20 protein-coding genes are annotated in these 20,208 nt (G+C 72.6%); 15 read left to right on the top strand and 5 right to left on the bottom strand.

From position 1 onward, the window contains the following. Positions 1–62: 62 nt before the first annotated feature. Positions 63–1,385 carry a glutamate--tRNA ligase gene (gene gltX, locus HGN31_RS10610; RefSeq protein ID WP_168783156.1) on the bottom strand — a complete coding sequence of 441 codons (1,323 nt, stop codon included), beginning with the start codon at positions 1,383–1,385 and terminating at the stop codon, positions 63–65. An 81-nt stretch (positions 1,386–1,466) separates the two neighbouring features. Here gltX and HGN31_RS10605 point away from each other — a divergent pair, with 81 nt between their 5' ends. The 5 genes from HGN31_RS10605 (at position 1,467) to yihA (ending at position 6,636) form a co-directional block, all read left to right on the top strand. Further along, positions 1,467–1,874, top strand: a complete 408-nt coding sequence (locus tag HGN31_RS10605) for a metallopeptidase family protein (protein ID WP_036735199.1) — start codon at positions 1,467–1,469, stop codon at positions 1,872–1,874. Then, positions 1,871–2,863 (top strand): 1-phosphofructokinase family hexose kinase, encoded by a 993-nt coding sequence (locus HGN31_RS10600; protein WP_168783155.1) that lies wholly within the window; start codon positions 1,871–1,873, stop codon positions 2,861–2,863. Before HGN31_RS10605 ends, HGN31_RS10600 begins: the two co-directional genes overlap by 4 nt. Positions 2,864–3,329: 466 nt before the next feature. Then, a complete protein-coding gene (yidC, locus tag HGN31_RS10595; protein ID WP_168783154.1) occupies positions 3,330–5,204 on the top strand; it encodes a membrane protein insertase YidC in 1,875 nt (624 codons plus the stop codon). Then, positions 5,201–5,983 carry an MOSC domain-containing protein gene (locus HGN31_RS10590; protein WP_168783153.1) on the top strand — a complete coding sequence of 261 codons (783 nt, stop codon included), beginning with the start codon at positions 5,201–5,203 and terminating at the stop codon, positions 5,981–5,983. Before yidC ends, HGN31_RS10590 begins: the two co-directional genes overlap by 4 nt. Further along, complete coding sequence (yihA, locus tag HGN31_RS10585; RefSeq protein ID WP_036705450.1) at positions 5,980–6,636, top strand: ribosome biogenesis GTP-binding protein YihA/YsxC; 657 nt, start codon at positions 5,980–5,982, stop codon at positions 6,634–6,636. Before HGN31_RS10590 ends, yihA begins: the two co-directional genes overlap by 4 nt. Positions 6,637–6,643: 7 nt before the next feature. On the opposite strand, the gene HGN31_RS10580 is transcribed toward yihA, so the two are convergent. Continuing rightward, positions 6,644–7,405 (bottom strand): ABC transporter permease, encoded by a 762-nt coding sequence (locus tag HGN31_RS10580; RefSeq protein WP_052172127.1) that lies wholly within the window; start codon positions 7,403–7,405, stop codon positions 6,644–6,646. Between the two features lie 858 nt (positions 7,406–8,263). Here HGN31_RS10580 and HGN31_RS10575 point away from each other — a divergent pair. Together HGN31_RS10575 and HGN31_RS10570 are read left to right on the top strand one after the other, a co-directional pair. Continuing rightward, positions 8,264–9,394, top strand: a complete 1,131-nt coding sequence (locus tag HGN31_RS10575; RefSeq protein WP_036733214.1) for a KpsE/RkpR family capsule polysaccharide export protein — start codon at positions 8,264–8,266, stop codon at positions 9,392–9,394. A 25-nt stretch (positions 9,395–9,419) separates the two neighbouring features. Next, positions 9,420–10,094: an ABC transporter ATP-binding protein gene (locus HGN31_RS10570; RefSeq protein ID WP_036733183.1), complete on the top strand. Its 675-nt coding sequence runs from the start codon at positions 9,420–9,422 to the stop codon at positions 10,092–10,094. A 51-nt stretch (positions 10,095–10,145) separates the two neighbouring features. Here HGN31_RS10570 and HGN31_RS10565 read toward each other — a convergent pair whose 3' ends face one another. Beyond that, the gene (locus tag HGN31_RS10565) at positions 10,146–10,400 is read right to left on the bottom strand and encodes a hypothetical protein (RefSeq protein ID WP_168783152.1); all 255 of its coding nucleotides are present in this window, start codon (positions 10,398–10,400) and stop codon (positions 10,146–10,148) included. Positions 10,401–10,572: 172 nt separating this feature from the next. Between HGN31_RS10565 and rocF the strand changes: the two genes are divergently transcribed. After that, on the top strand, positions 10,573–11,505 hold the full coding sequence (gene rocF, locus HGN31_RS10560; protein WP_036711713.1) for an arginase: 933 nt from the start codon (positions 10,573–10,575) through the stop codon (positions 11,503–11,505). 45 nt (positions 11,506–11,550) lie between these two features. Here the strand turns inward: rocF and HGN31_RS10555 are convergent, their stop codons facing one another. Next, positions 11,551–12,246 (bottom strand): carbonic anhydrase, encoded by a 696-nt coding sequence (locus HGN31_RS10555; protein ID WP_168783151.1) that lies wholly within the window; start codon positions 12,244–12,246, stop codon positions 11,551–11,553. Between the two features lie 311 nt (positions 12,247–12,557). Between HGN31_RS10555 and argF the strand changes: the two genes are divergently transcribed. Both argF and HGN31_RS10545 read left to right on the top strand, forming a co-directional pair. Continuing rightward, on the top strand, positions 12,558–13,484 hold the full coding sequence (argF, locus tag HGN31_RS10550) for an ornithine carbamoyltransferase (protein ID WP_168783150.1): 927 nt from the start codon (positions 12,558–12,560) through the stop codon (positions 13,482–13,484). Then, positions 13,469–14,383 (top strand): DMT family transporter, encoded by a 915-nt coding sequence (locus HGN31_RS10545; protein ID WP_244960973.1) that lies wholly within the window; start codon positions 13,469–13,471, stop codon positions 14,381–14,383. Before argF ends, HGN31_RS10545 begins: the two co-directional genes overlap by 16 nt. On the opposite strand, the gene mutY is transcribed toward HGN31_RS10545, so the two are convergent. Further along, entirely contained in the window at positions 14,380–15,417 is a 1,038-nt protein-coding gene (gene mutY, locus HGN31_RS10540; protein ID WP_168783149.1) for an A/G-specific adenine glycosylase, read from the bottom strand. The genes HGN31_RS10545 and mutY overlap by 4 nt on opposite strands. Positions 15,418–15,537: 120 nt before the next feature. On the opposite strand from mutY, the gene HGN31_RS10535 reads away from it, so the two are divergent. The 5 genes from HGN31_RS10535 (at position 15,538) to lpxK (ending at position 20,078) form a co-directional block, all read left to right on the top strand. Next, a complete protein-coding gene (locus HGN31_RS10535; protein WP_052175119.1) occupies positions 15,538–16,035 on the top strand; it encodes a DUF721 domain-containing protein in 498 nt (165 codons plus the stop codon). A gap of 15 nt (positions 16,036–16,050) precedes the next feature. Then, a complete protein-coding gene (locus HGN31_RS10530; RefSeq protein ID WP_168783148.1) occupies positions 16,051–16,869 on the top strand; it encodes a DsbA family protein in 819 nt (272 codons plus the stop codon). A 743-nt stretch (positions 16,870–17,612) separates the two neighbouring features. Beyond that, on the top strand, positions 17,613–17,852 hold the full coding sequence (locus tag HGN31_RS10525) for a DUF4170 domain-containing protein (protein ID WP_168783147.1): 240 nt from the start codon (positions 17,613–17,615) through the stop codon (positions 17,850–17,852). Between the two features lie 10 nt (positions 17,853–17,862). After that, positions 17,863–19,065, top strand: coding sequence for a 3-deoxy-D-manno-octulosonic acid transferase (locus tag HGN31_RS10520; protein ID WP_168783146.1), 1,203 nt, complete (start codon positions 17,863–17,865; stop codon positions 19,063–19,065). Positions 19,066–19,067: 2 nt separating this feature from the next. Beyond that, positions 19,068–20,078: a tetraacyldisaccharide 4'-kinase gene (gene lpxK, locus HGN31_RS10515; protein ID WP_425325338.1), complete on the top strand. Its 1,011-nt coding sequence runs from the start codon at positions 19,068–19,070 to the stop codon at positions 20,076–20,078. The last annotated feature ends 130 nt before the right edge of the window (positions 20,079–20,208 follow it).

Raw genomic sequence — 20,208 nt, 5'->3', positions numbered from 1 at the left:
GCGGATCGCGTCAACCGGGCCGCTGCGACGTCACCAAGCCCCCGGCCCGCGCCCGCGGCGCGTCAGCCCGCGCGTACGACCTGCAGCAGCGGCATCAGCGCGGCCATCTCGGGGCCGTGGTCCATGCCCGTCAGCGCCTTGCGCAGCGGCATGAACAGGCCCTTCCCCTTGCGACCCGTTGCGGCCTTGACCGCCCCGGTCCATTCGCCCCAGGTCGCCGCCGTCCAAGGCCGCGGCGGCAGCAGGGCGAGCGCTTGGGCCACGAACTCCGCATCCTCGGGGTCGATCACCGGATCGGCGCCGTCGCGCATCAGCGTCCACCAGCCCTCAACCTCGTCGAGCCGGGTGATGTTGTGACGCGCCACCTCCCACACCGCTGGGGCCAATTCGTCCGGCACGCCCAGCGCCGCCAGGCGGTCGGCCACCGCGGACAGCGGCAGGTTCTGGTTGCGCTCGCGGGTCAGCGGCCACAGGTCCTCGGCGTCGAACTTGGTCGGGCTCGCCCCGAACTGCGCGAGGTCGAAGCCCTCGGCCAGCTCGTCCAGCGACAGCCGCAGCTCGACCGGCTGGTTCGAGCCGAGGCGCGCCATCAGGCTCAGCAACGCCTCCGGCGCCACGCCGCGCTCGCGCAGGTCGCGCAGGCTCAGCGTGCCGAGGCGCTTGGACAGCTCCTCGCCCTGCGGGCCGGTCAGGAGGCTGTGGTGGGCGAATCGCGGCGGGGTGCCGCCGAGCGCCTCGATGATCTGGATCTGCGTCGCGGTGTTGGTGACGTGGTCGGCGCCGCGCACGATGTCGGTCACGCCCATGTCCACGTCATCGACGGACGAGGCGAAGGTATAGAGCACCTGCCCGTCGGCGCGGATCAGCACCGGGTCGCTGACCGAGGCCGCGTCGATCGACACGTCGCCGATGATCCCGTCGGGCCACTCTATCCGCTGCTGGTCGAGGCGGAAGCGCCAGTAGCCCTCGCGCCCCTCGGCCCTCAGCGCCTCCTTCTGCGCCTCGGTCAGGCCCAGCCCGGCGCGGTCATAGACCGGCGGGCGGCCCATGTTCAGCAGCTTCTTGCGCTTGAGGTCCAGCTCGGTCGGGGTCTCGAACACCTCGTAGAGGCGCCCGGCCGCGCGCAGCCCCTCGGCCGCCTCGGCATAGCGGTCCAGCCGGTCGGACTGCCGCTCGATCCGGTCCCAGGTCAGCCCCAGCCATTCCAGGTCGCGCTGGATGCCGTCGGCGTATTCCTGCTTCGACCGCTCGCGGTCGGTGTCATCGAGCCGCAGGATGAAGGTGCCGCCCGCCTTGCGCGCGATCAGCCAGTTCATCAGCGCGGTCCGCAGGTTGCCGACGTGGATATGGCCGGTCGGCGAGGGCGCGAAACGGGTGGTGGTCATCGGCGTCTCCTTGATCTGCCCGCTCTTTCACAGCGCGCGATTTATGTCCATATCGGCCCCGGCAAGGGTTTGGAGAGTGAGATGACCGACTGGACCGACCGCGCCGCGCCGACCACGGCCGAGATCGAATCGCTGGCCCGCGAGGTGCTGGCCGGGTTGCCGGTCGAGTTTGCCGGCCACGCCCAGGACGTGATCCTGCGGGTCGAGGAGTTCGCGGGCGAAGAGGTGCTCGACGAGCTCGAGATCGACGACCCGCTCGAGCTGACCGGGCTTTACGACGGGGTGCCGCTGACCGAGAAATCCCCCTCCGAGCCGCAGCATTTTCCGGACACCGTGTATCTCTACCGCCGGGCGATCCTCGATGAGTGGGCCGACCGGGGCGACGTGACGCTGGGGGCGCTGGTGGGTCACGTGGTGGTGCACGAGTTCGCGCATCACTTCGGCTGGTCGGACGACGACATCGCCCGGATCGACCGATGGTGGGAATGATCCCCGCGGGCGCCGGGGGGCAGGCGCCGATCCTGACGGTGACGCTGAACCCGGCGCTGGACGTGGCCACCTCGGCCGAGGCGGTGGTGCCCGAGCTGAAGCTGCGCTGCGAGGCGCCGCAGGTCGATCCGGGCGGCGGGGGGATCAACGTCAGCCGCGCCATCGCCCGGATGGGCGGGCGCTCGACGGCGCTGGTGGCGCTGGGGGGCGGCACGGGGGCGCGGCTCTGCGACCTGATGCGGGCCGAGGGGCTGGCGATGCTGCGCCTCGACGCGCCGGGCGAGACGCGGCAGTCGCTGTCAGTGACCGATCGCGGCAGCGGGGCGCAGTTCCGCTTCGTGCTGCCCGGCCCGGACTGGGGCGCGCCCGAGGTCGGGCTGGCGCTCGACAGCATCGCGGCGGCGGCCTCGCCCGGCGGGATCGTGGTGCTGTCGGGGTCGAACCCGCCCGGCGTGCCGGCCGAATTCGCGGCGAGGCTGGGCGCGCGGCTGGCGCGGCAGGGCGACGGGACCGGGGTGGGCGCCGTGCGGCTGTTCGTGGACACCTCGGGGGCTGCGCTGGCGGCGGTGGCGGCGGGGACCGGCGGGCCGGTCGCGGTCCTCAGGATGGACGGGCCCGAGGCCGAGGGGCTGGCGGGCCGCCCGCTTGCCACCCGCGCCGAGACCGCCGATTTCGCCGCGGCGCTCGCCGCCTCGGGGGCGGCGCGGACGGTGATCGTGGCGCGGGGCGCGGACGGCAATATCCTCGCCGGGCCCGAGGGGCGCTGGCACGCCGAGGCGCACCGGGTCGAGATCGTGAGCAAGGTCGGGGCCGGCGACAGCTTCGTGGCGGGCTACACGCTCGCGGTGGCGCGCGGGATGGCGGCGCCCGAGGCGCTGGGGCTGGCGGCCGCCTGCGCCTCCGCCGCCTGCATGACGCCCGCGACCGAGCTGTGCCGGTCGGAGGATGTGGCGAGGCTTTATGACACGCGGGTGGTCACGCCGATCTGAGCCCAGTTGCCCGCTGGCCGCGTCGGACCCCTTCAGTTGAGCGGCAGCCCAGCCACCCGGTCGCTGGCCCGCCGCGCCGCCCCTCGGGCCTGATGACCTCGGGGGCCACCCCGATCCGGGCGCACCGCAGGGCCGGCGCGTCCGCCGTGCCTTGCCACAAGCAAACCACCACCGGCCCCTGACGCAGCACCCACCCCTGCAGCCGGTCCGCGGCGCCCGTGGCCGGCACGCCCACCCCTTCCCACACACCGCACGCTGCTCCTGCCCCAGCGGCCGCGGCCCGCGGCCCGTGCTCGGCCGCCGGTCACCAGCTCGGATCGCACCCGCCTCGGGCTGGACCCAAATATCCCGGGGTCCGGGGCAGCGCCCCGGTCCGGCGCCCCCCTCCACGCAATCCGCTTGACCTTTGCAGGGGGGTCCGGTCAAAGCACCGCGTATTTGCCAGAACGAACCGGGGTCCCGTCGGATGGACGACAACAACCGCAACCTGATCCTCGCCATGGTGCTGTCGGCCCTGGTGATGCTCGGATGGTATGCCTTCTTCGCCCCGCCGGTGCCCGAGGCCCCGCCCGCCGCGACCACGACCGCCACCGCCCCCGGAACCCCCGACGCGACCCACGCCGCGGTGCCGCCCGGCGCCCCGGCCGCGACGACCGCCCCCAGCCCGACGCTGATCGGCTCGGCCGACGACCCGGTGCTGACCGCCCCTCGCGTCGCCATCGAATCGCCCGCGCTCAAGGGCTCGATCTCGCTCGCCGGCGGGCGGATCGACGACCTGCTGCTGACCGGCTACCGCGAGACGCTGGACCCCGCCTCGCCCTTCGTGCGGCTGCTCTCGCCCACCGCCCAGCCCCGCGTCGTGACCGAGGGCACGCCCGCCGCCCCCGGCGCAGACCCGACGGTCGTGGTGCAGAAGCCCTATTACGCCGTCTACGGCTGGATGCCCGGCCCCGGCGTCGACCCGGCGCTGGTGCCGAGCCCGGCCACCACCTGGGCCGTCGAAAGCGGCGCCACGCTCGCCCCCGGCCAGCCGGTGACGCTGGTCTGGGACAACGGCGCGGGCCAGATCTTCCGCCGCGTGTTCGAGCTGGACGACAAGTTCCTGTTCACCGTCACCCAGACGGTCGAGAACACCGCCGCCACCCCCTTCGCCGCCGCTCCCTACGGGATCCTCGCCCGGCACGGCAAACCCGACACCCAGAACTTCTTCGTCCTGCACGAGGGCGCCGTCGGCATGAGCGACGGCAAGCTGGTCGAGGTGAAGTACAAGGACATGGTCAAGTTCGACCCGGTCGCGGGCGAGGGCCCGGCCCAGGTCGCGCAGGTCACGAACAACGGCTGGATCGGCTTCACCGACAAGTACTGGATGACCACGCTGATCCCGGCCCCCGGCCAGGCCTTCACCTCGGTGGTGAAATACGCCCCCGGCGCCGACATCTTCCAGACCGAGACCCGCCTGCCGGTACAGACCGTGGCGCCCGGCACCGTCCTGTCCTCGGCCAGCTACCTGTTCGCCGGCGCCAAGGAATGGGAAACCATCAACCACTACCAGCAGACCAAGAACATCGACCGCTTCGTCGATTCGATCGACTGGGGCTGGTTCTATTTCCTGACCAAGCCGATCTTCCGCGTCCTGCACTGGCTGAACGGGATGATCGGCAACATGGGCTGGTCGATCATTGCCCTGACCTTCGTGCTGAAGCTGCTGGTGTTCCCGCTGGCGCGGAAATCCTATGTCTCGATGGCCCGGATGCGCGAACTGCAGCCGGAAATGGAGGCGATCAAGGCCCGCACCGGCGACGACAAGATGAAGTACCAGCAAGAGGTGATGGCGCTTTACAAGAGCCAGAAGGTCAACCCGGCCGCCGGCTGCCTGCCGATGCTGCTGCAGATCCCAATCTTCTTCTCGCTCTACAAGGTGATCTTCGTCACGCTGGAACTGCGGCATGCGCCGTGGGTGGGCTGGATCCGTGACCTGTCGGCGCCCGACCCCTCGTCGCTGCTGAACCTGTTCGGCCTGTTGCCGTTCATGCCGCCGGCGCAGGGCACGATGCTGCACTCGATCAGCCTGCCGCTCTTGGCGATCGTGCTCGGCATCACCATGTGGCTGCAGCAGAAGCTGAACCCCGCCCCCACCGACCCGGCGCAGAAGATGATCTTCGCCTGGATGCCGTGGGTGTTCATGTTCATGCTCGGCGGCTTCGCCTCGGGTCTGGTGCTCTACTGGATCACCAACAACCTGATCACCATCGTCCAGCAGTACACCATCATGTCGATGCACGGGCACCCGCCGCAGCTGTTCGGCAACGTGCGCGACAGCCTGCGGCTCAAGCGGAAATGACCGCGCGGCTGGCCAGCATCCACCGCTTCCCGGTCAAGTCGATCGGGGGCGAGACGCTGGCCGAGGCCGCCCTGACCCCGCGCGCGGCCCTGCCCGGCGACCGCCGCTTCGCGGTGCTGCATCAGGCGGCGCTGCACCATCTCGACGGCGGCAGGCTGCGGAAGTGGTTGCCCAAGTCGGCCTTCGTCCGCGGCGCGGCGGCGGCGCCGTTGCAGGCGGTGAAGGGCGGCTGGGACGGCGCGGCGCTGTACCTGACCCACCCGGACCTGCCCGACCTGCGCTTCGATCCGATGGCCGAGCCCGAGGCGCTGGCCGTCTGGGTCGCGCCGCTCTGGGCCGACAGCGGCAAGGCCCCGCCCGCCCGTCTGGTCGAGGTCGAACCGGACGCAACCGAGGAGCGCAGCACGCAGGCGCTGACCGACGTCAAGCAGCCGTGGGTGTCGATCCTGTCGCTCAGCTCGCTCGCCGCGCTCGAGGGGCAGCTCGGCCGCCCGCTCGGGCGCGACCGCTGGCGCGGCAACCTGTGGATCGACGGCTGGGCGCCCTATGCCGAGCGTGACCTGCGGCTCAACCGCATCCGCATCGGCGAGGTCGAGCTGAAGCTGACCGAGCGCATCGGCCGCTGCGCCGCCACCAGCGCCGACACCGACACGGGCCATCTGGACGGCGACATGCCGGCCGATCTGGAACGGCTGTTCGATCACAGCGACTTCGGCATCTATGCCGAGGTGCGACAGGGCGGCACCATCCGCCCCGGCGATCCGGTGGAGGTCCTGTGAAGGTCGCGTTCCCCCCTGCCCCCGAGCCGTCCGAGGCCGCCGCCGAGGCCGGCCGGCTGCTGTTTGCGGGCCCGGTCGAGTTCGTCAAGGGCGTCGTGGCGATGGATGGCCTGCCCCCGGCCGACCGCCCCGAGGTCTGCTTCGCGGGCCGCTCGAACGTCGGAAAGTCGAGCCTCATCAACGCGCTGACCGGGCGCAAGGGGATCGCGCGGGCCTCCAATACCCCGGGCCGGACGCAAGAGATCAACTTCTTCGCGCTTGGCGAGCACAGCTACCTCGTCGACCTGCCGGGCTACGGCTACGCCCAGGCGCCGCTGCCGGTGGTGGCCAAGTGGCAGGCGCTGCTCAAGGCGTATCTCGCCGGGCGCCCGAACCTGCGCCGGGCCTTCGCGCTGATCGACGCGCGCCACGGGGTGAAGCCTGTCGATCACGAGATCATGACCCTACTCGACCGCTCGGCGGTGCCGTTCCAGGTCGTCGTTACCAAGGCCGACAAGATCGGCAGCGGCACGCTGACCCAGACCCTCGCCCAGATCGAGGCCGAGCTGCAGAAGCACCCGGCCGCCTATCCCGAGCTGGTGGTGACCTCGTCCGAGAAGGGCCGCGGCATCGCCACGCTGCGCGCCATCATCGACGGGCTGGGGCGCGACTGACCGCGCCTCAGACCATCTCGAGCAGGTCGCGGTAGCGCCTCCAGATCAGCAGCAGCCCGCTGGCCAGCAGGATCAGCGAGACGGTGACGACGTAGCGTTCGCTGACGTAGTCGGCCGGGTAGACCACGTAGATCCCCCGCCGCATCAGCCCGATCAGGTGCAGCACCGGGTTCCACCACAGCACGTCGCGCACGATGTTGGGCATGAGTTCGTAGGTGTAGAACACCCCCGACATCAGGAAGAGCGGCCGGCTGAGGATCGACCAGGCGCGCTCCCACACCGGGAAGCGCATCATCAGGAAGCAGTTGAGCGTCCCGAGGCCCGCGGCGAACAGCGCCGTCAGCCCCAGCGCGTGCAACACCGTGCCCACGTCCATCACCAGCGGCAGGTCGTAGATCAGCGCGATGCCGCCGATCACCACGACGACCACCACGAGGTGAGTCGCGACGTTCAGGATCAGGCGGGCGAGCAGCGCATCGACGAAGGTGACGGCCGGATAGGCCAGCAGCGGGCGCGAAAAGCGCAGGCTGGTCGCCACCTTGTTCGCGATGTCGTGATACATCTGAAAGACGAGGTAGCCGCTGGCGTAGAACAGCGGGAAGTTCGTCCCGATCAGCGGCCGCGTGTGGCCCATGGCGCCCTGGAACACGATCGTGAGCAGGGTGATCCCGAGGATCGGGTCGGCCAGCGCCCAGACATAGCCGCCGGGCGAGCGCCCGTAGGTCGTTGAAATCTCACGCAGCATCAGCGCGACGACGGTGCGCGCCATGCGGAACAGCCCGTTGCCCGCAGGACGCGCGCGCCCGACGGGGCGATTCGCGGCGGTGTCGGGGCGGGCGGACGGGGCCGCGACGGCCGCCGCGGGCGGCGGAACCGCCGGGCGCGCCGCGGGAAGGGTGGGCTGGTGTGTCATCCTACCGGCAAGGCTGGTCTTGTGACGCAGGGCTATGTAACAACTGCGCCGAAATTGGAACCAGCGAAAGCCCGGATGGCCAACGACTCGTCACAAGCCCGCGCGGCCGTTCCGCCGCAAGCGGGCGGCCCCGCGGCCCCGGCCCAACCCGCCGCATCAGGCAATCCTGGTGCCGCGGCGCCGGCGGCGCCTGCCCCCTCGACATCTGCCCCCGCGACGCCCGCCGAGACGCCCTCGCCCGGTCGCGGCGAGACGGTGTTCTCGGCGGCCGCCCCGCGCCCGACCGGGCCGGCCCAGCCTGCGCCGGCAACGCCTGCCGCGCCGCAGCCCACCCCGGCCCAGCCTGCCGCCGCTCAGCCGGCGGCGGCGCCCAAGCCTGCGGCCGCACAGCCCGAGGCCGCGGCCAAGCCTGCCGCCGCTCAGCCTGCGGCGCCCAAGCCAGCCTCGCCCGGCCCCGCGCCGGGCGCTGCCGCGGCTGGCGCTCAAGCGGCGCCGCGCCCGGCACCTCAGCCCGCACCGCAGCCCACACCGGGCAAGCTGACCCCGGCCGACGCCGCCACAGCCGCCGCCGCAGCGCGCGCTCAGGGCCTCGCGCCCGCGGCGCAGCCTGCGGCCCAGCCGCCTGCCGTCGCTCGGCCGGCCGCGTCGCCGCCGGCCCCTCGCCCAGCGGCCCCGCCGCCCGCGCTGCCGCCGGGCGCCCCGCCGGCGGCCGCCATGCGCCCCCCGGCGGCCGCAGCCGCCCCGCGCCGGCGGCACTGGATGCTGGTCGTCAGCTTCATCATGTTCGTGATCATCCCCAGCGCGCTCTGGGGCTGGTACCTCTGGACCCGGGCGGTGGACCAGTACACCTCGACCGTCGGCTTCTCGGTCCGCCGCGAAGAGGGCGGCTCGCCGATGGACATGTTCGGCGGCATCTTCGGCGCCAAGGCGTCGAGCACCGCGTCCGACACCGACATCCTCTACGAGTTCATCCGCTCGCCCGACCTCGTGAGCCGCGCCGACAAGGCGCTGGACATCCGCGGGATGTTCTCGCGCCCGTGGCCGCAGGATTTCCTGTTCGCCTTCGACCCCTCGGGCACGATCGAGGACCTGACCGATTACTGGCACCGCCAGGTCAAGCTCTACTACGACGACAACTCGGGCATCATCACCGTCCGTACCGCCGCCTTCTCGCCCGAGGACGCCAAGGCGCTGGCCGACGAGATCTTCGTCGAGAGCGAGAAGGTCGTGAACGCGCTCTCGGATCAGGCGCGGATCGATGCTACCAAGCAGTCCGAAGTCGAGCTGGAAAAGGCCCGCGGCGTCCTGACCGAGGCGCGCCAGGCGATGACCGCCTTCCGCGTCCGCACCCGCATCGTCGATCCGACCATCGACCTCGGCGCGCAGATGTCGGTGATGACCGCGCTGCAGGGCCAGTTGGCCGAGGCGCGCGTCGCCTATGACACACTCAAGCAGAACGCCCGCGCCGGCGACCAGCGGCTGATCCAGGCCGAGCGGCGCATCGCCTCGCTCGAGGGGCAGATCGAGGCGGAGCGGTCCAAGTTCGGCGGCGACGAGTCGGCCGAGGGACAGAATTACGCGCAGCTCATGGCCGACTACGAGCGGCTCAAGGTGGACCTCGAGTTCGCCGAGGGCGCCCACCAGACCGCGCGGGTCGCGCATGAGGCGGCGCTCGCCTCGGCCCAGCGGCAGACGCGCTACCTTGCCGCCCACATCTCGCCCACCGCGGCCGAACGCTCGGTCGAGCCGAACCGGCCGTGGCTGATGGGCATGGGGGCGGCGCTGGCGCTGGTGCTGTGGTCGATCATGATCCTCGTCTATTACAGCGTCAGGGACCGCCGCTGAGGCGGTCCTGACCCGGGGGCGCGCGGTGATCCGGCTCGAGAACCTGACCAAGATCTATTACACCGACGGCCGCCGGAACCTCGTCGCCGACCGGCTGAACGCGGTGTTTCCGACCGGCGCGTCGGTGGCGCTTCTGGGCCGGAACGGGGCGGGGAAGTCGACCCTGCTCAGGATGATCGCGGGGACCGCGATGCCGACCTCGGGGCGCATCGTCTCGGACGGGACGATCTCGTGGCCGGTGGGGTTCGCCGGCAGCTTCCATACCGACCTGACCGGGGCACAGAACGTGCGCTTTGTCGCCCGCATCTACGGCGTCGATACCGACGAGCTGGTGGACTACGTCGACGACTTCGCCGGGCTCGGGCCGAGCTACCACCTGCCGTTCGGCAGCTACTCCTCGGGGATGCGCTCGCGTCTGGCGATGGGCTGCAGCATGGGCATCGACTTCGACACTTATCTGGTGGACGAGGTCACGAGCGTCGGCGACTCGGACTTCCGCGAGAAATCCCAGCGGGTGTTCATGGACCGGGTGCAGAACGCCTCGGCCGTGGTGGTCAGCCACTCGATGCCGATGGTCCGGCGCCTCTGCACGATGGGGGCGGTGCTCGACCGGGGGCAGATCAGCGTCTTCGACAGGATCGACGACGCGATCAGCTATCACGAATATATCATGGGTGTGCCCGACACGGTCGGGGACTAGGCGCGGAACCGGCAGTCAGACGACGGCCGATTCCCCCTCGTGCGGCCTGCCTCACGCCTCGGGCGGGCCTGCCTCCGGCGTTGCCCGGTCGGCCTCGGCCGCGGGGCGGACGCGGATGGCGCGCCACGGCGGCTCGTCGCGGTCGTTGCGCACAAGGATCGCCTCGAGCTCGTCGAATTCTTCGATTTCCAGAGCTTCGGCAATGCGTTGGGGGATGTAGAGCGATTCGTCGTTGTCGACGCGGATCGCATAGGCGCCGCGACCTTCCTCGCTGTTGGTCACGATGCACTTCGCCTTGACGGCCATGAGAGCTGATCCTTCACAGACTGACAGCCCGCTCCGCGTTCGGGTGACGGGGGCCGACAGCATACCGGCTTCGCGGCTGCCGCCGCAAGCAGCCCCCGCGCGCGCCCGGCTGGCCAGCCCGGCGCGGGCGCGCTAGCCTCGCCCCGGTCAACCCATCCCCCAGCGAGGCCCCATGAGCCGCCCCAACACCCACTGCATCCTCATCGGCGCCCCGGTGGACAGCGGCCAGACCCGCCCCGGCTGTCTCATGGGACCGGCCGCCTATCGCGTCGCGGGGCTCGCGGCGACGCTCGAGGCGCTGGGGCACACGGTCGAGGATCAGGGCGATGTCACGCTGAGCGACGTGGGCCGCGAGACGACCGCCAACCCCGCCGTCCATCACCTGCCCGAGACGCTCGCCTGGACCCGCGTTCTGGCGCAATGGGCCGAGGCGGCGATGGCGGGGGGGCTGCCGATCTTCCTCGGCGGCGACCATTCGCTGTCGCTGGGGACGGTGGCGGGGGTCGCCGCCCATGCCGCGGCCGCCGGGCGGCCGCTCTTCGTGCTGTGGCTCGACGCCCATTCCGACATCCACAGCGTCGAGACGACCGAGAGCGGCAACCTGCACGGGACGCCGCTGGGCTATCTCGCCGGACGGCCGGGGTTCGACGCCTTCCCACCCTTCCCGGCGCCGGTGCCCGAGGCCAACATCTGCCTCTTCGGCATCCGCTCGGTCGATCCGGCCGAGCACACGGCGCTCGCGCAGACCGACATCGTGGTGAACGACATGCGGGTGCTGGACGAATACGGCTTTGCGGTGCCGATGCGCGCCTTTCTGGACCGGGTGGCGGCGGCCAACGGGATGCTGCACGTCAGCCTTGACGTCGATTTCCTCGATCCCTCGGTGGCGCCGGCGGTCGGGACCACGGTGCCCGGCGGCGCCACGTTCCGCGAGGCGCATCTGGTCTGCGAGCTGATCCACGAGAGCGGGCTGATGACCTCGCTGGACCTGGTCGAGCTGAACCCGTTCCTGGACGAGCGCGGGCGGACGGCGCGGATGATGGTCGATCTGGTGGGCTCGCTGATGGGCCGCAAGGTGTTCGACCGGCCGACCCGCGGCGGCTGAGGGCGGCCGCGGCCGGGTATTCAGGCCAGAAGCTAACGCTCCGGTCTAGTCGATGAACCGGACCTCGCCCGACGCGATCTCATAGACCGCCGCCCGGACCGCGAGTCGCCCGGCCTCGACCGCCTCGGCCAGCGTGGCCGAGCGCGAGGTGATCCGTTGCGCCGAGAGCCGCGCGTTCTCGGCGATCACCGCGTCGAGCAGCGCCGTGGCGTCGCCATGACCGGCGCGCTGCGCGCGGGTGACGGCGGGCAGGATCGAGACCGCCATCTGGTCGAGATTGCCGGGCAGCACCTCGGCGGTCTCGGCCACCTTGATCGCGGCATCGACCGCGCCGCAGCCCGAATGGCCGAGCACCACGATCAGCGAGGTGCCGAGAAACGTCACCGCATATTCGAGGCTGGCCAGCACATCGGCGTTGACGAGGTTTCCCGCCAGCCGGCAGACGAACAGCGCCCCGGGCGGCTCGTCGAAGGCCAACTCCGGCGCCACCCGGCTGTCGGCGCAGCTGACCAGCGCGGCGAAGGGCGCCTGTCCCTTGGCGCGCTCGACCCGGCCGGCGGCGTGGTCGGCCCCGCGCGAGGCGCCGGCGACGTAGCGGGCATTGCCCTCGGTCAGCCGCGCCAGCGCTGCTTCGGGCGAGACCGCCGCGCGGGGATCGTCGAGCACGCTGCCCGCCGCATCGCAGTCGTCGCGCAGCCGCTGCCCCGCATCCACCGCCTTGTCAAAAATCTCGTGCGCCACCCGTGCCTCCGTCATCCGGTCGTGAAGTTGTCGGGGATCGAACGGGCGGGGCCGGGGCCGGTTCCCCCGCTTCGGGCAGGCTTTCCACGCTCGTTGGCCCGGCCGGGGGGTTGACCCTGCCCGCGCGGGACGATGAAGTGCCGCGATCATGTCGCCGCCGTTGCCGCCCTTGACCCACGCTTGCCCCGCCGCTGGCCGGACCTGTGTCCTGCCCGCCCGGCCGGGCGCGGGGTCCGAGCGGGCCGAGCGCGCCCACCGACGAGAGGCCGCCGCTTCGCCGCCCCTCGTTCTCGCCGTTTCAGGACCATGACATGACCAGTTTCCTCGACATCCACACCACCCCCAAGTCCGACCTGCGGGCCATCATCGACAGCGCCCGCGCCATGAAGGACGCCCGCAACGGCGCCCCCAAGGGCACGCCCGACGCCGAGCAGCCGCTCAAGAACCGCATGGTGGCGCTGATCTTCGAGAAGCCCTCGACCCGCACCCGCGTCAGCTTCGACCTGGGCGTGCGGCAGATGGGCGGGCAGACCATGGTGCTCTCTGGGCAGGAGATGCAGCTCGGCCACGGCGAGACGATCGCCGACACCGCCCGGGTGCTGTCGCGCTACGTCGACATGATCATGATCCGCACGTTCGAGGAGGCGACGCTGCACGAGATGGCCGAATACGCCGACGTGCCGGTGATCAACGGGCTCACGAACCGCACCCACCCCTGCCAGATCATGGCCGACGTGATGACCTTCGAGGAGCATCGCGGCCCGATCGCCGGGCGCAAGGTGGTGTGGTCGGGCGATGGCAACAACGTCTGCGCCTCGATGATCCAGGCGGCGGGGCAGTTCGGCTTCGACTTCACCTTCACCGGGCCGCCGCCGCTCGACCCCGAGGCGGAGTGGCTCGACTTCGCCCGCGCCCAGGGGGTCAGGGCCGAGATCGAGCGCGACCCGGCCCGCGCGGTCGAGGGCGCGGACCTCGTGGTGACCGATACCTGGGTGTCGATGCACGACCCCCAGTCCGCCAAGGAGCGGCGCCACAACCAGCTGCGCGGCTATCAGGTCAACGCGGGGCTGATGGCGCGGGCCAAGCCCGACGCGCTGTTCATGCACTGCCTGCCCGCGCACCGCGAGGACGAGGTGACGTCCGAGGTGATGGACGGCCCGGCGAGCGTCATCTGGGACGAGGCCGAGAACCGGCTGCACGCGCAGAAGGCGGTGATGCGCTGGTGCCTCGGGGCCTGAGCGGCACGATCCCTCCCGCGCCGGTGACCGTCGGAGGGCCGCGGCTCGTCGCGGTCGCGGCGGCGATGTTCCTTGCGGTCACGCTGGTCGTGGCCGGCGACACCGCGGGCAAGGCTTTGGGCGGGCTCGGCGTCCACCCGTTCCTCATCGCCTGGGCGCGGTTCCTGCTGGCGCTGCTGCTGCTGGCGCCAGTGCTGGGCCCGCTGGGCGCCAACCTGCGGCTGGCGATGCACCCCGGGCTGGCGCTGCGGGGCGCGGTGATCGCGGCGGGGATCGCCTCGATCCTGACCGCGCTGCGGACCGAGCCGATCGCCGACGTCTACGGCGCCTTCTTCATCGGCCCGGTGATCGCCTATGTCCTGTCGCTGCTGATGCTGGGCGAGCGCTCCGACCTCGCGCGCGGTGCACTCATGGGGTTGGGGTTCGTGGGCGTGCTGATGGTGGTGCAGCCGGGGCTCAACTTCCGCTTCGGGATCGTTTTCGCCCTGTTCGCGGGCGGGATGTACGGCCTGTACCTCGTGCTGACGCGCCGCTTCGCGGGGCGCTACCGTCCGGGGGCGATGCTGTTCTCGCAGCTGTTCTGGGGCTCGGTGGTGCTGGCCCCGACGGGGCTGTGGCACGCGGGCAGCCTGCTCGGGCAGCCGACGCCGGGGCGGCTCGCGCTAATTGTGGTGAGCGCGCTGGGGTCGGCGGCGGGCAACTATCTGATCGTGCGGATCAGCCGGCAGGTGCCGGCGAGCGTGGTCGCGCCGATGGTCTATCTGCAACTTATCTCGGCCGCCGTGATGGGTTGGCTGGCGTTCGGCGCCCTGCCCGACCCGCTGGCTCTGGCGGGGCTGGCGGTCATCACCGCCTCGGGCCTCGGCTCGCTGTGGTTCGCCCGCGAGGCGCTGCGCTAGCCCGCCAGCGCCCACACCTTGCGCATCAGCCCCGGCAGCGCCCCGGGGTCGAACCCGGCCCGCGGCACGAGCTCGCCCCGCGTCGGATTGCCGGAGAGCGGCGCGGTCAGCACCCGCAGCCGCAGCTCGAAATGGGTGAAGACGTGGCGCACCTCGCCCCGCTCGTCCCAGTCCGCCGCGAGGGGCGGCGGGTGATCCGAGCCGTCCCAGCCGCTCGAGGGGAAGGCCAGAGTCCCGCCCAGCAGCCCGCGCTGGGGCCGCCGTTCGAGCAGCACCGCCTCGGGCGAAAGCGCCACCCACGCCACGCCTTCGCGCCGCGGGCGGGCGGTCTTGGGGGCGCGGCGGGGCAGCTCGGCCGCGATTCCGGCGGCGCGGGCGGCGCAGGCGTGGATCAGCGGGCAGATGCCGCAGGCGGGGCTGCGCGGGGTGCAGATCGTGGCGCCGAGGTCCATCATCGCCTGGGCGAAATCGCCCGGCCGCTGCGTTGGCGTCAGGGTCGCGGCCAGCGCCGTCAGCTCGCGTTTCGCGGCCGGCAGCGGGGTCTGGACGGCGAAGAGGCGGGCGACGACGCGCTCGACGTTGCCGTCCACCACCGTCTCGGGCCGGTCAAAGGCGATCGCGGCGATGGCGGCCGAGGTGTAGGGGCCGACGCCGGGGAGGCCGGCCAGCCCCTCGCGCGTCGTCGGAAATCCGCCCGCCGCGGCCACCGCGCGGGCGCAGGCGATCAGGTTGCGGGCGCGGGCGTAGTAGCCGAGGCCCGCCCAGGCGGCCATGACCTCGGCCTCGTCGGCGGCGGCGAGTGCCTGGACTGTGGGCCAGCACGCGGTGAAGCGCTCGAAATAGCCGCGCACCGCGGCCACCGTGGTCTGCTGCAGCATCACCTCGGACAGCCAGACGCGATAGGGGTCCATCGCGGGCGTCCCCGGCGGCGCCCGCCACGGCAGGTCGCGGGCGTGGCGGTCGTACCAGTCCAGCAGCGCCGCCGCGATGGCGCCGCCCGTCCCGTCGTCACGCAAGTTTGCGTCCCCCGTCATCCGCCGTGGTCTGGCATCCCGCGGCGTCCGGGTCCAGATTGGACCGGCACGACCCAACCGCGAGCCCCCATGGCCAAGCGCCGCCCCTCGAGTGATCCCGATGCCCCGCCCCGGCGGCGGATGCGCGGATTCGAGCCGGCGGCGAGCCTCGTCGCGCCGCAGCTGCGGCAGGGCGCCGAGGCGCGCGGCTTCGCGGTCGCGCGGCTTCTGACCCACTGGCCCGAGATCGTCGGCCCCGCGCTCGCCGCCGCCACCCGGCCAGTCAAGGTCAGCCACGGCCGCGCCTTCGGGGCCACCCTCACCCTGCTGACCGACGGGCCGCAGGCGCCGCTGGTGCAGATGCAGCTGCCGCAGATCCGCGACCGGGTGAACGCGGTCTACGGCTTCAACGCCATCGCCCGGATCACCGTGACCCAGACCGCCGCGCAGGGTTTCGCCGAGGCGCAGGCGGCGTTTCATCCCGCCCCACCCGAACCCGCCCCCTCGCCCGAGGCGACCGCCGCGGCGGTGCGCGTGGCCGGGCGCTTCGACGATCCCGCGCTGGCGCAGGCCATGCAGGCGCTGGCGCTGAATCGCGCCGGGCGCAAGGCGCGGGCCAAAGATCACCGTTTCTCCTGACCGAAAGGCCATTCCATGACGACCACCCTCCGCCGCCTCGCCTCTGCCGCCGCGCTCGCCACCGTCGCGGGGCTGGCCCTGCCGGCCGTGGCCCAGCAGGCTGCCCCCGCGGCGGCCCCGGCCGCGACCCCTGCCCCGGCCGCCGCCCCGGCGGCGCCGGCCGCCCCGGCGATCCTGCCCGACCTCTACCTCGGGTCCGAGACCGCGCCGGTCACGATCTATGAATATGCGAGCTTCACCTGCAGCCATTGCGCGGCTTTCCACCGCGACGTGTTCCCCAAGCTCAAGGCCGAATACATCGACACCGGCAAGGTCCGCTTCGCCCAGCGCGACGTGTATTTCGACGAGGTGGGCCTGTGGGCCGGCATCCTCGCCCGCTGCGGCGGGGACGAGAAATACTACCCGATCGGCGCGATGCTGATGGACGAGCAGAAGGACTGGCTGTCGGCCAAGACCGGCGACGAGATGACCGCGAACCTCAAGAAGATCGGGGCCAAGGCGGGCATGACGGGCGAGCAGATCGACGCCTGCTGGGCCGATCAGACCAAGGTCGAGAGCCTTGTGGCGACCTACCAGCAGAACGCCGTGGCCGACAAGATCGAGGGCACGCCGACCTTCATCATCGGCGGTGAGAAGGTGCAGAACGGCCCTTGGGAAGAGCTGAAGGCGAAGATTGACGAGAAGCTGGCGGCGGCGCCTGCGGCTGCGGCTGCGGCGCCGGCGGCGGCCCCTGCGGCGGCGGCGCCTGCGGCGGCGGCGCCTGCGGCTGCGGCGCCGGCCACGACGACCGCTCCGGCCCCGGGTGCTTCGACCCCGGCTCCGGCGTCGAACTGAGTGTTCCTCAGTCCCTCGTGCGACCGTGCGGCTCTGCGAGGGGCTGAACTTGAAGGGGCTGACTCGCCTCCAGCGACGCAACGGGTCTATTCCATGTCAGCGGCATGACGGGCCTCCTCACCGTCAGCGGTGTGACGGGCCTAGTCCACGTCAGCGGCATGACAGGCCTACGCGTCAGCGGCACGAGGGGCCAACCTACGTCAACAATAGGACGGGCCTACTCAAAGTTAGCGGCATGACGGGAGTGGTCCACGTTAGCGTCATGACAGGCCTGCTCCGCGTCAGCGGGACGACCGGCAAACTCTACGTCGGCAACAAAACGGACCTACTCTGCGTCAGCGTCACGACGGGACTATTCTAATTCAGCGGCATGACGGGCGTCTTCTAGCAGCAACCACACTCGCGCCGGGACAGCTAGCCACGCAATCCTCCGCCACGGCGGACACCAGCGGCCAAGCAGCCCGGATAAGCTCCGCCCCCTGCCCCCGCTCCAAGCACAAAGCGAGGGGTTCCGGCTCCCCACGGACCGGAACCCCTCTTTCTCGCGTGCTCCATGCACCACACGCGAAACCGGAATGCGCCGGGCCGTCCTGGCCGTGCCCCATGGATGGCACATTCGCCCTTTCCGATCAAACGCGGAACATCTTGCATTTGAGCGATCCGGCCGCCGCGCTCGCCCCTTGGTCTCGGCGCGCGGCGGATGTATCCCGCCCCTCGCCACGGCTTCCAGAAAAGGTGACCCGATGACCCAGCGCCTGCACCTCGTCTATGGCGGAGAGCTGACCGCCTCGCACTCGACCGAGTTCCGCGACCCGTCGGCGATCCATGTCGTCGGCATCTACCCGAACTACGCCGCCGCCTATGACGCCTGGAAGGCGGAGGCGCAGGCCACCGTGGACCAGGCGCAGACGCGCTACTTCATCGCCCACCTGCACCGGCTGCACGACCCCGAGGACGCGGCCGCCCCGCCGCCCGCGGGCTGAGACGGCGGCGATGGCGGCGTTCGGCGACCTCGCGCAGTGGCTCTCGCTCAGGGGGGCGCGGGGGGGCCAGCCCGACCGGCACGCGCAGCTGCCCAAGGGCGACGGGCCGCTGATCCTGATGGTGGGTGAGGCGCCAGGGCTGGCGCAGGCGCTGCGCCGGCGGCGGCGCGGGGTGCGGCTGGCGCAGGTCGGCCCGCCGGGCGCCGGGGGCGAGGGCCGGGGCGCGCCGGTCCTCGCGCCGCTGCCCACCGACGCAGGCCCGGCCCGCGCGCTGATCGAACGGACCCTTCCCGCCGCGCTGGTGCTCGCCGACGGGACCATCCCGGCGGCGCTGATCGCGGCCTGCGACGACGCGGGCGTGCCCGTCACGCTGATCGCCGACCGCCACCAGATCGCCGCCGCCGCCGCCCGCACCGCCTGGCGCGGGCTGCGCCGCGGGCCGCTCGTCCGCCTCGCGCGGGTGCTGGTCCCCGACCGCGCGGCCGAGGATGCCGCGATGCGCGCCGGGATCGCCCCGCCGCGGATCGAGACCGTGGGCCTCGCCGCCCCGGTCGCGACGCCCCTGCGCTGCAACCTGCGGGAATATGCAGCACTTCGCCCGATGCTCGCCAACCGCCACGTCTGGCTGGCCGCCGCCCTTCCGGCGGTCGAGGCCCCCGCGGTCATGGCCGCGCAGCGCGCCGTGCTCTCCTCGCACCACCGGGCGCTGCTGATCGCCGCGCCGGTCCGCCCCGAGGATGCCGCCCCCATCGCCGCCGCCGCCGAGGCCGCCGGGCTGACCGTCGCCCGCCGCGACCAGGACGAGGAGCCCGATGCCGAGGTGAACGTGCTGGTGGCCGAGGACAGCGCCGAGCTGGGGCTGTGGTATCGCCTCGCCCCCGTGGCCTTCATGGGCGGCACGCTGATCGCGGGCGAGGCGACGCCGCGCCACCCGCACGAGCCGGCGGGACTGGGCGCCGCGATCCTGCACGGCCCGCATCTGGCCACCCATGCGGAGCTGTGGCGGGCGCTCGACGACGCCGGCGGCGCGCGGGTGGTCCGCAACGCCGTCCAGCTCGGCACCGCGATCGAGGAGCTGGGCGCCGCCGACCTCGCCGCGCGGCTGGCGCTGGCCGCCTGGCAACAGGCGACCGCGGGGGCCGAGGTCTCGCGCCGCATCGCCGAGGCGGTGCTCTCGGACCTGCCCGACACCGCGCCGGGGCTGCTGCCATGACGCTGCGGGCACCCGGTTTCTGGGACCGCCCGCCGGGGGTGCTGGCGCGGCTGCTGTCGCCGCTGGGCGCGCTTTACGCCGCGGGGACCGCGCGGCGGCTCGCGCGCGGGACCGCGGCGCGGGGCGGGCGGGCGCGGGTCGGGGTGCCGGTGATCTGCGTCGGGAACCTCGACGCGGGCGGCACCGGCAAGACGCCCACGGTGATCGCGCTGATCGAGCGGCTGGCGGCGCGCGGCCTGGCCGTCCATGTCGTCAGCCGCGGCCACGGCGGGACCGAGACCGGCCCGCTGCGGGTCGAGGAACGCCGCCACACCGCCGCCCAAGTCGGCGACGAGCCGCTGCTGCTGTCGGCCTTCGCCCCCGTCTGGGTGGCGCGCGACCGCGTGGCGGGGGCGCGGGCGGCGGTGGCGGCGGGGGCGCAGGCGATCCTGCTCGACGACGGGTTCCAGGACCCGGCGCTGGCCCATGACCTCGCGCTGGTGGTGGTGGATGCGGCCCGCGGCTGGGGCAACGGGCTGTGCCTGCCGGCCGGGCCGCTGCGCGAGCCGGTGGCGGCGGGGCTGGCCCGCGCCGACCTGGTGCTGTCGATCGGCGCGCCGCCCGCGCAGGCGGCGTTCGGCGCGCGCCACGGCACCCTGCCGGTGCCGCGGCTGACCGGGGCGCTGGCGCCGCTGCCGACGGGAATGGACTGGCAGGGGCTGCGGGCGCTCGCCTTTGCCGGGATCGGGCGGCCGGAGAAGTTCTTCGCCACCCTCCGCGGCCTCGGCGCCGAGGTGGTGCGGGCCGAGCCGCTGGCCGACCACCAGCCGTTCTCGCCCCAGCTTCTCACCCGGCTCGAGGCCGAGGCGCGGCTCATCGGCGCGCAGCTCGTGACGACCGAGAAGGACGCGGCGCGGCTGCCGGCGCGGTTCCGGCCCAAGGTGCTGACCCTGCCGGTGCGGCTGCGGCTGGATGACCCGGCCCCGCTCGATGCGGCGCTCGACCGGGTGCTGGGGGCGCGCGGGGGCGCGTAGTCCCGCCCGCGGCGCGGGGTGGGACGCGCCGGAGCCTCCGGCGGGGATATTTCCGTCAAGGGAGAGGGGGCGGCCTGCCCGCCCGGGGGTCCGGCGGCGGGCGCAGCCGGGCCGGGGCTACGCGACGACG

This window comes from Paracoccus sanguinis, from assembly GCF_012689545.1.
Lineage (GTDB): Bacteria > Pseudomonadota > Alphaproteobacteria > Rhodobacterales > Rhodobacteraceae > Paracoccus > Paracoccus panacisoli.
The sequence above is the reverse complement of the archived record's forward strand: the minus strand, read 5'-3'. Positions and strand labels throughout refer to the sequence as shown.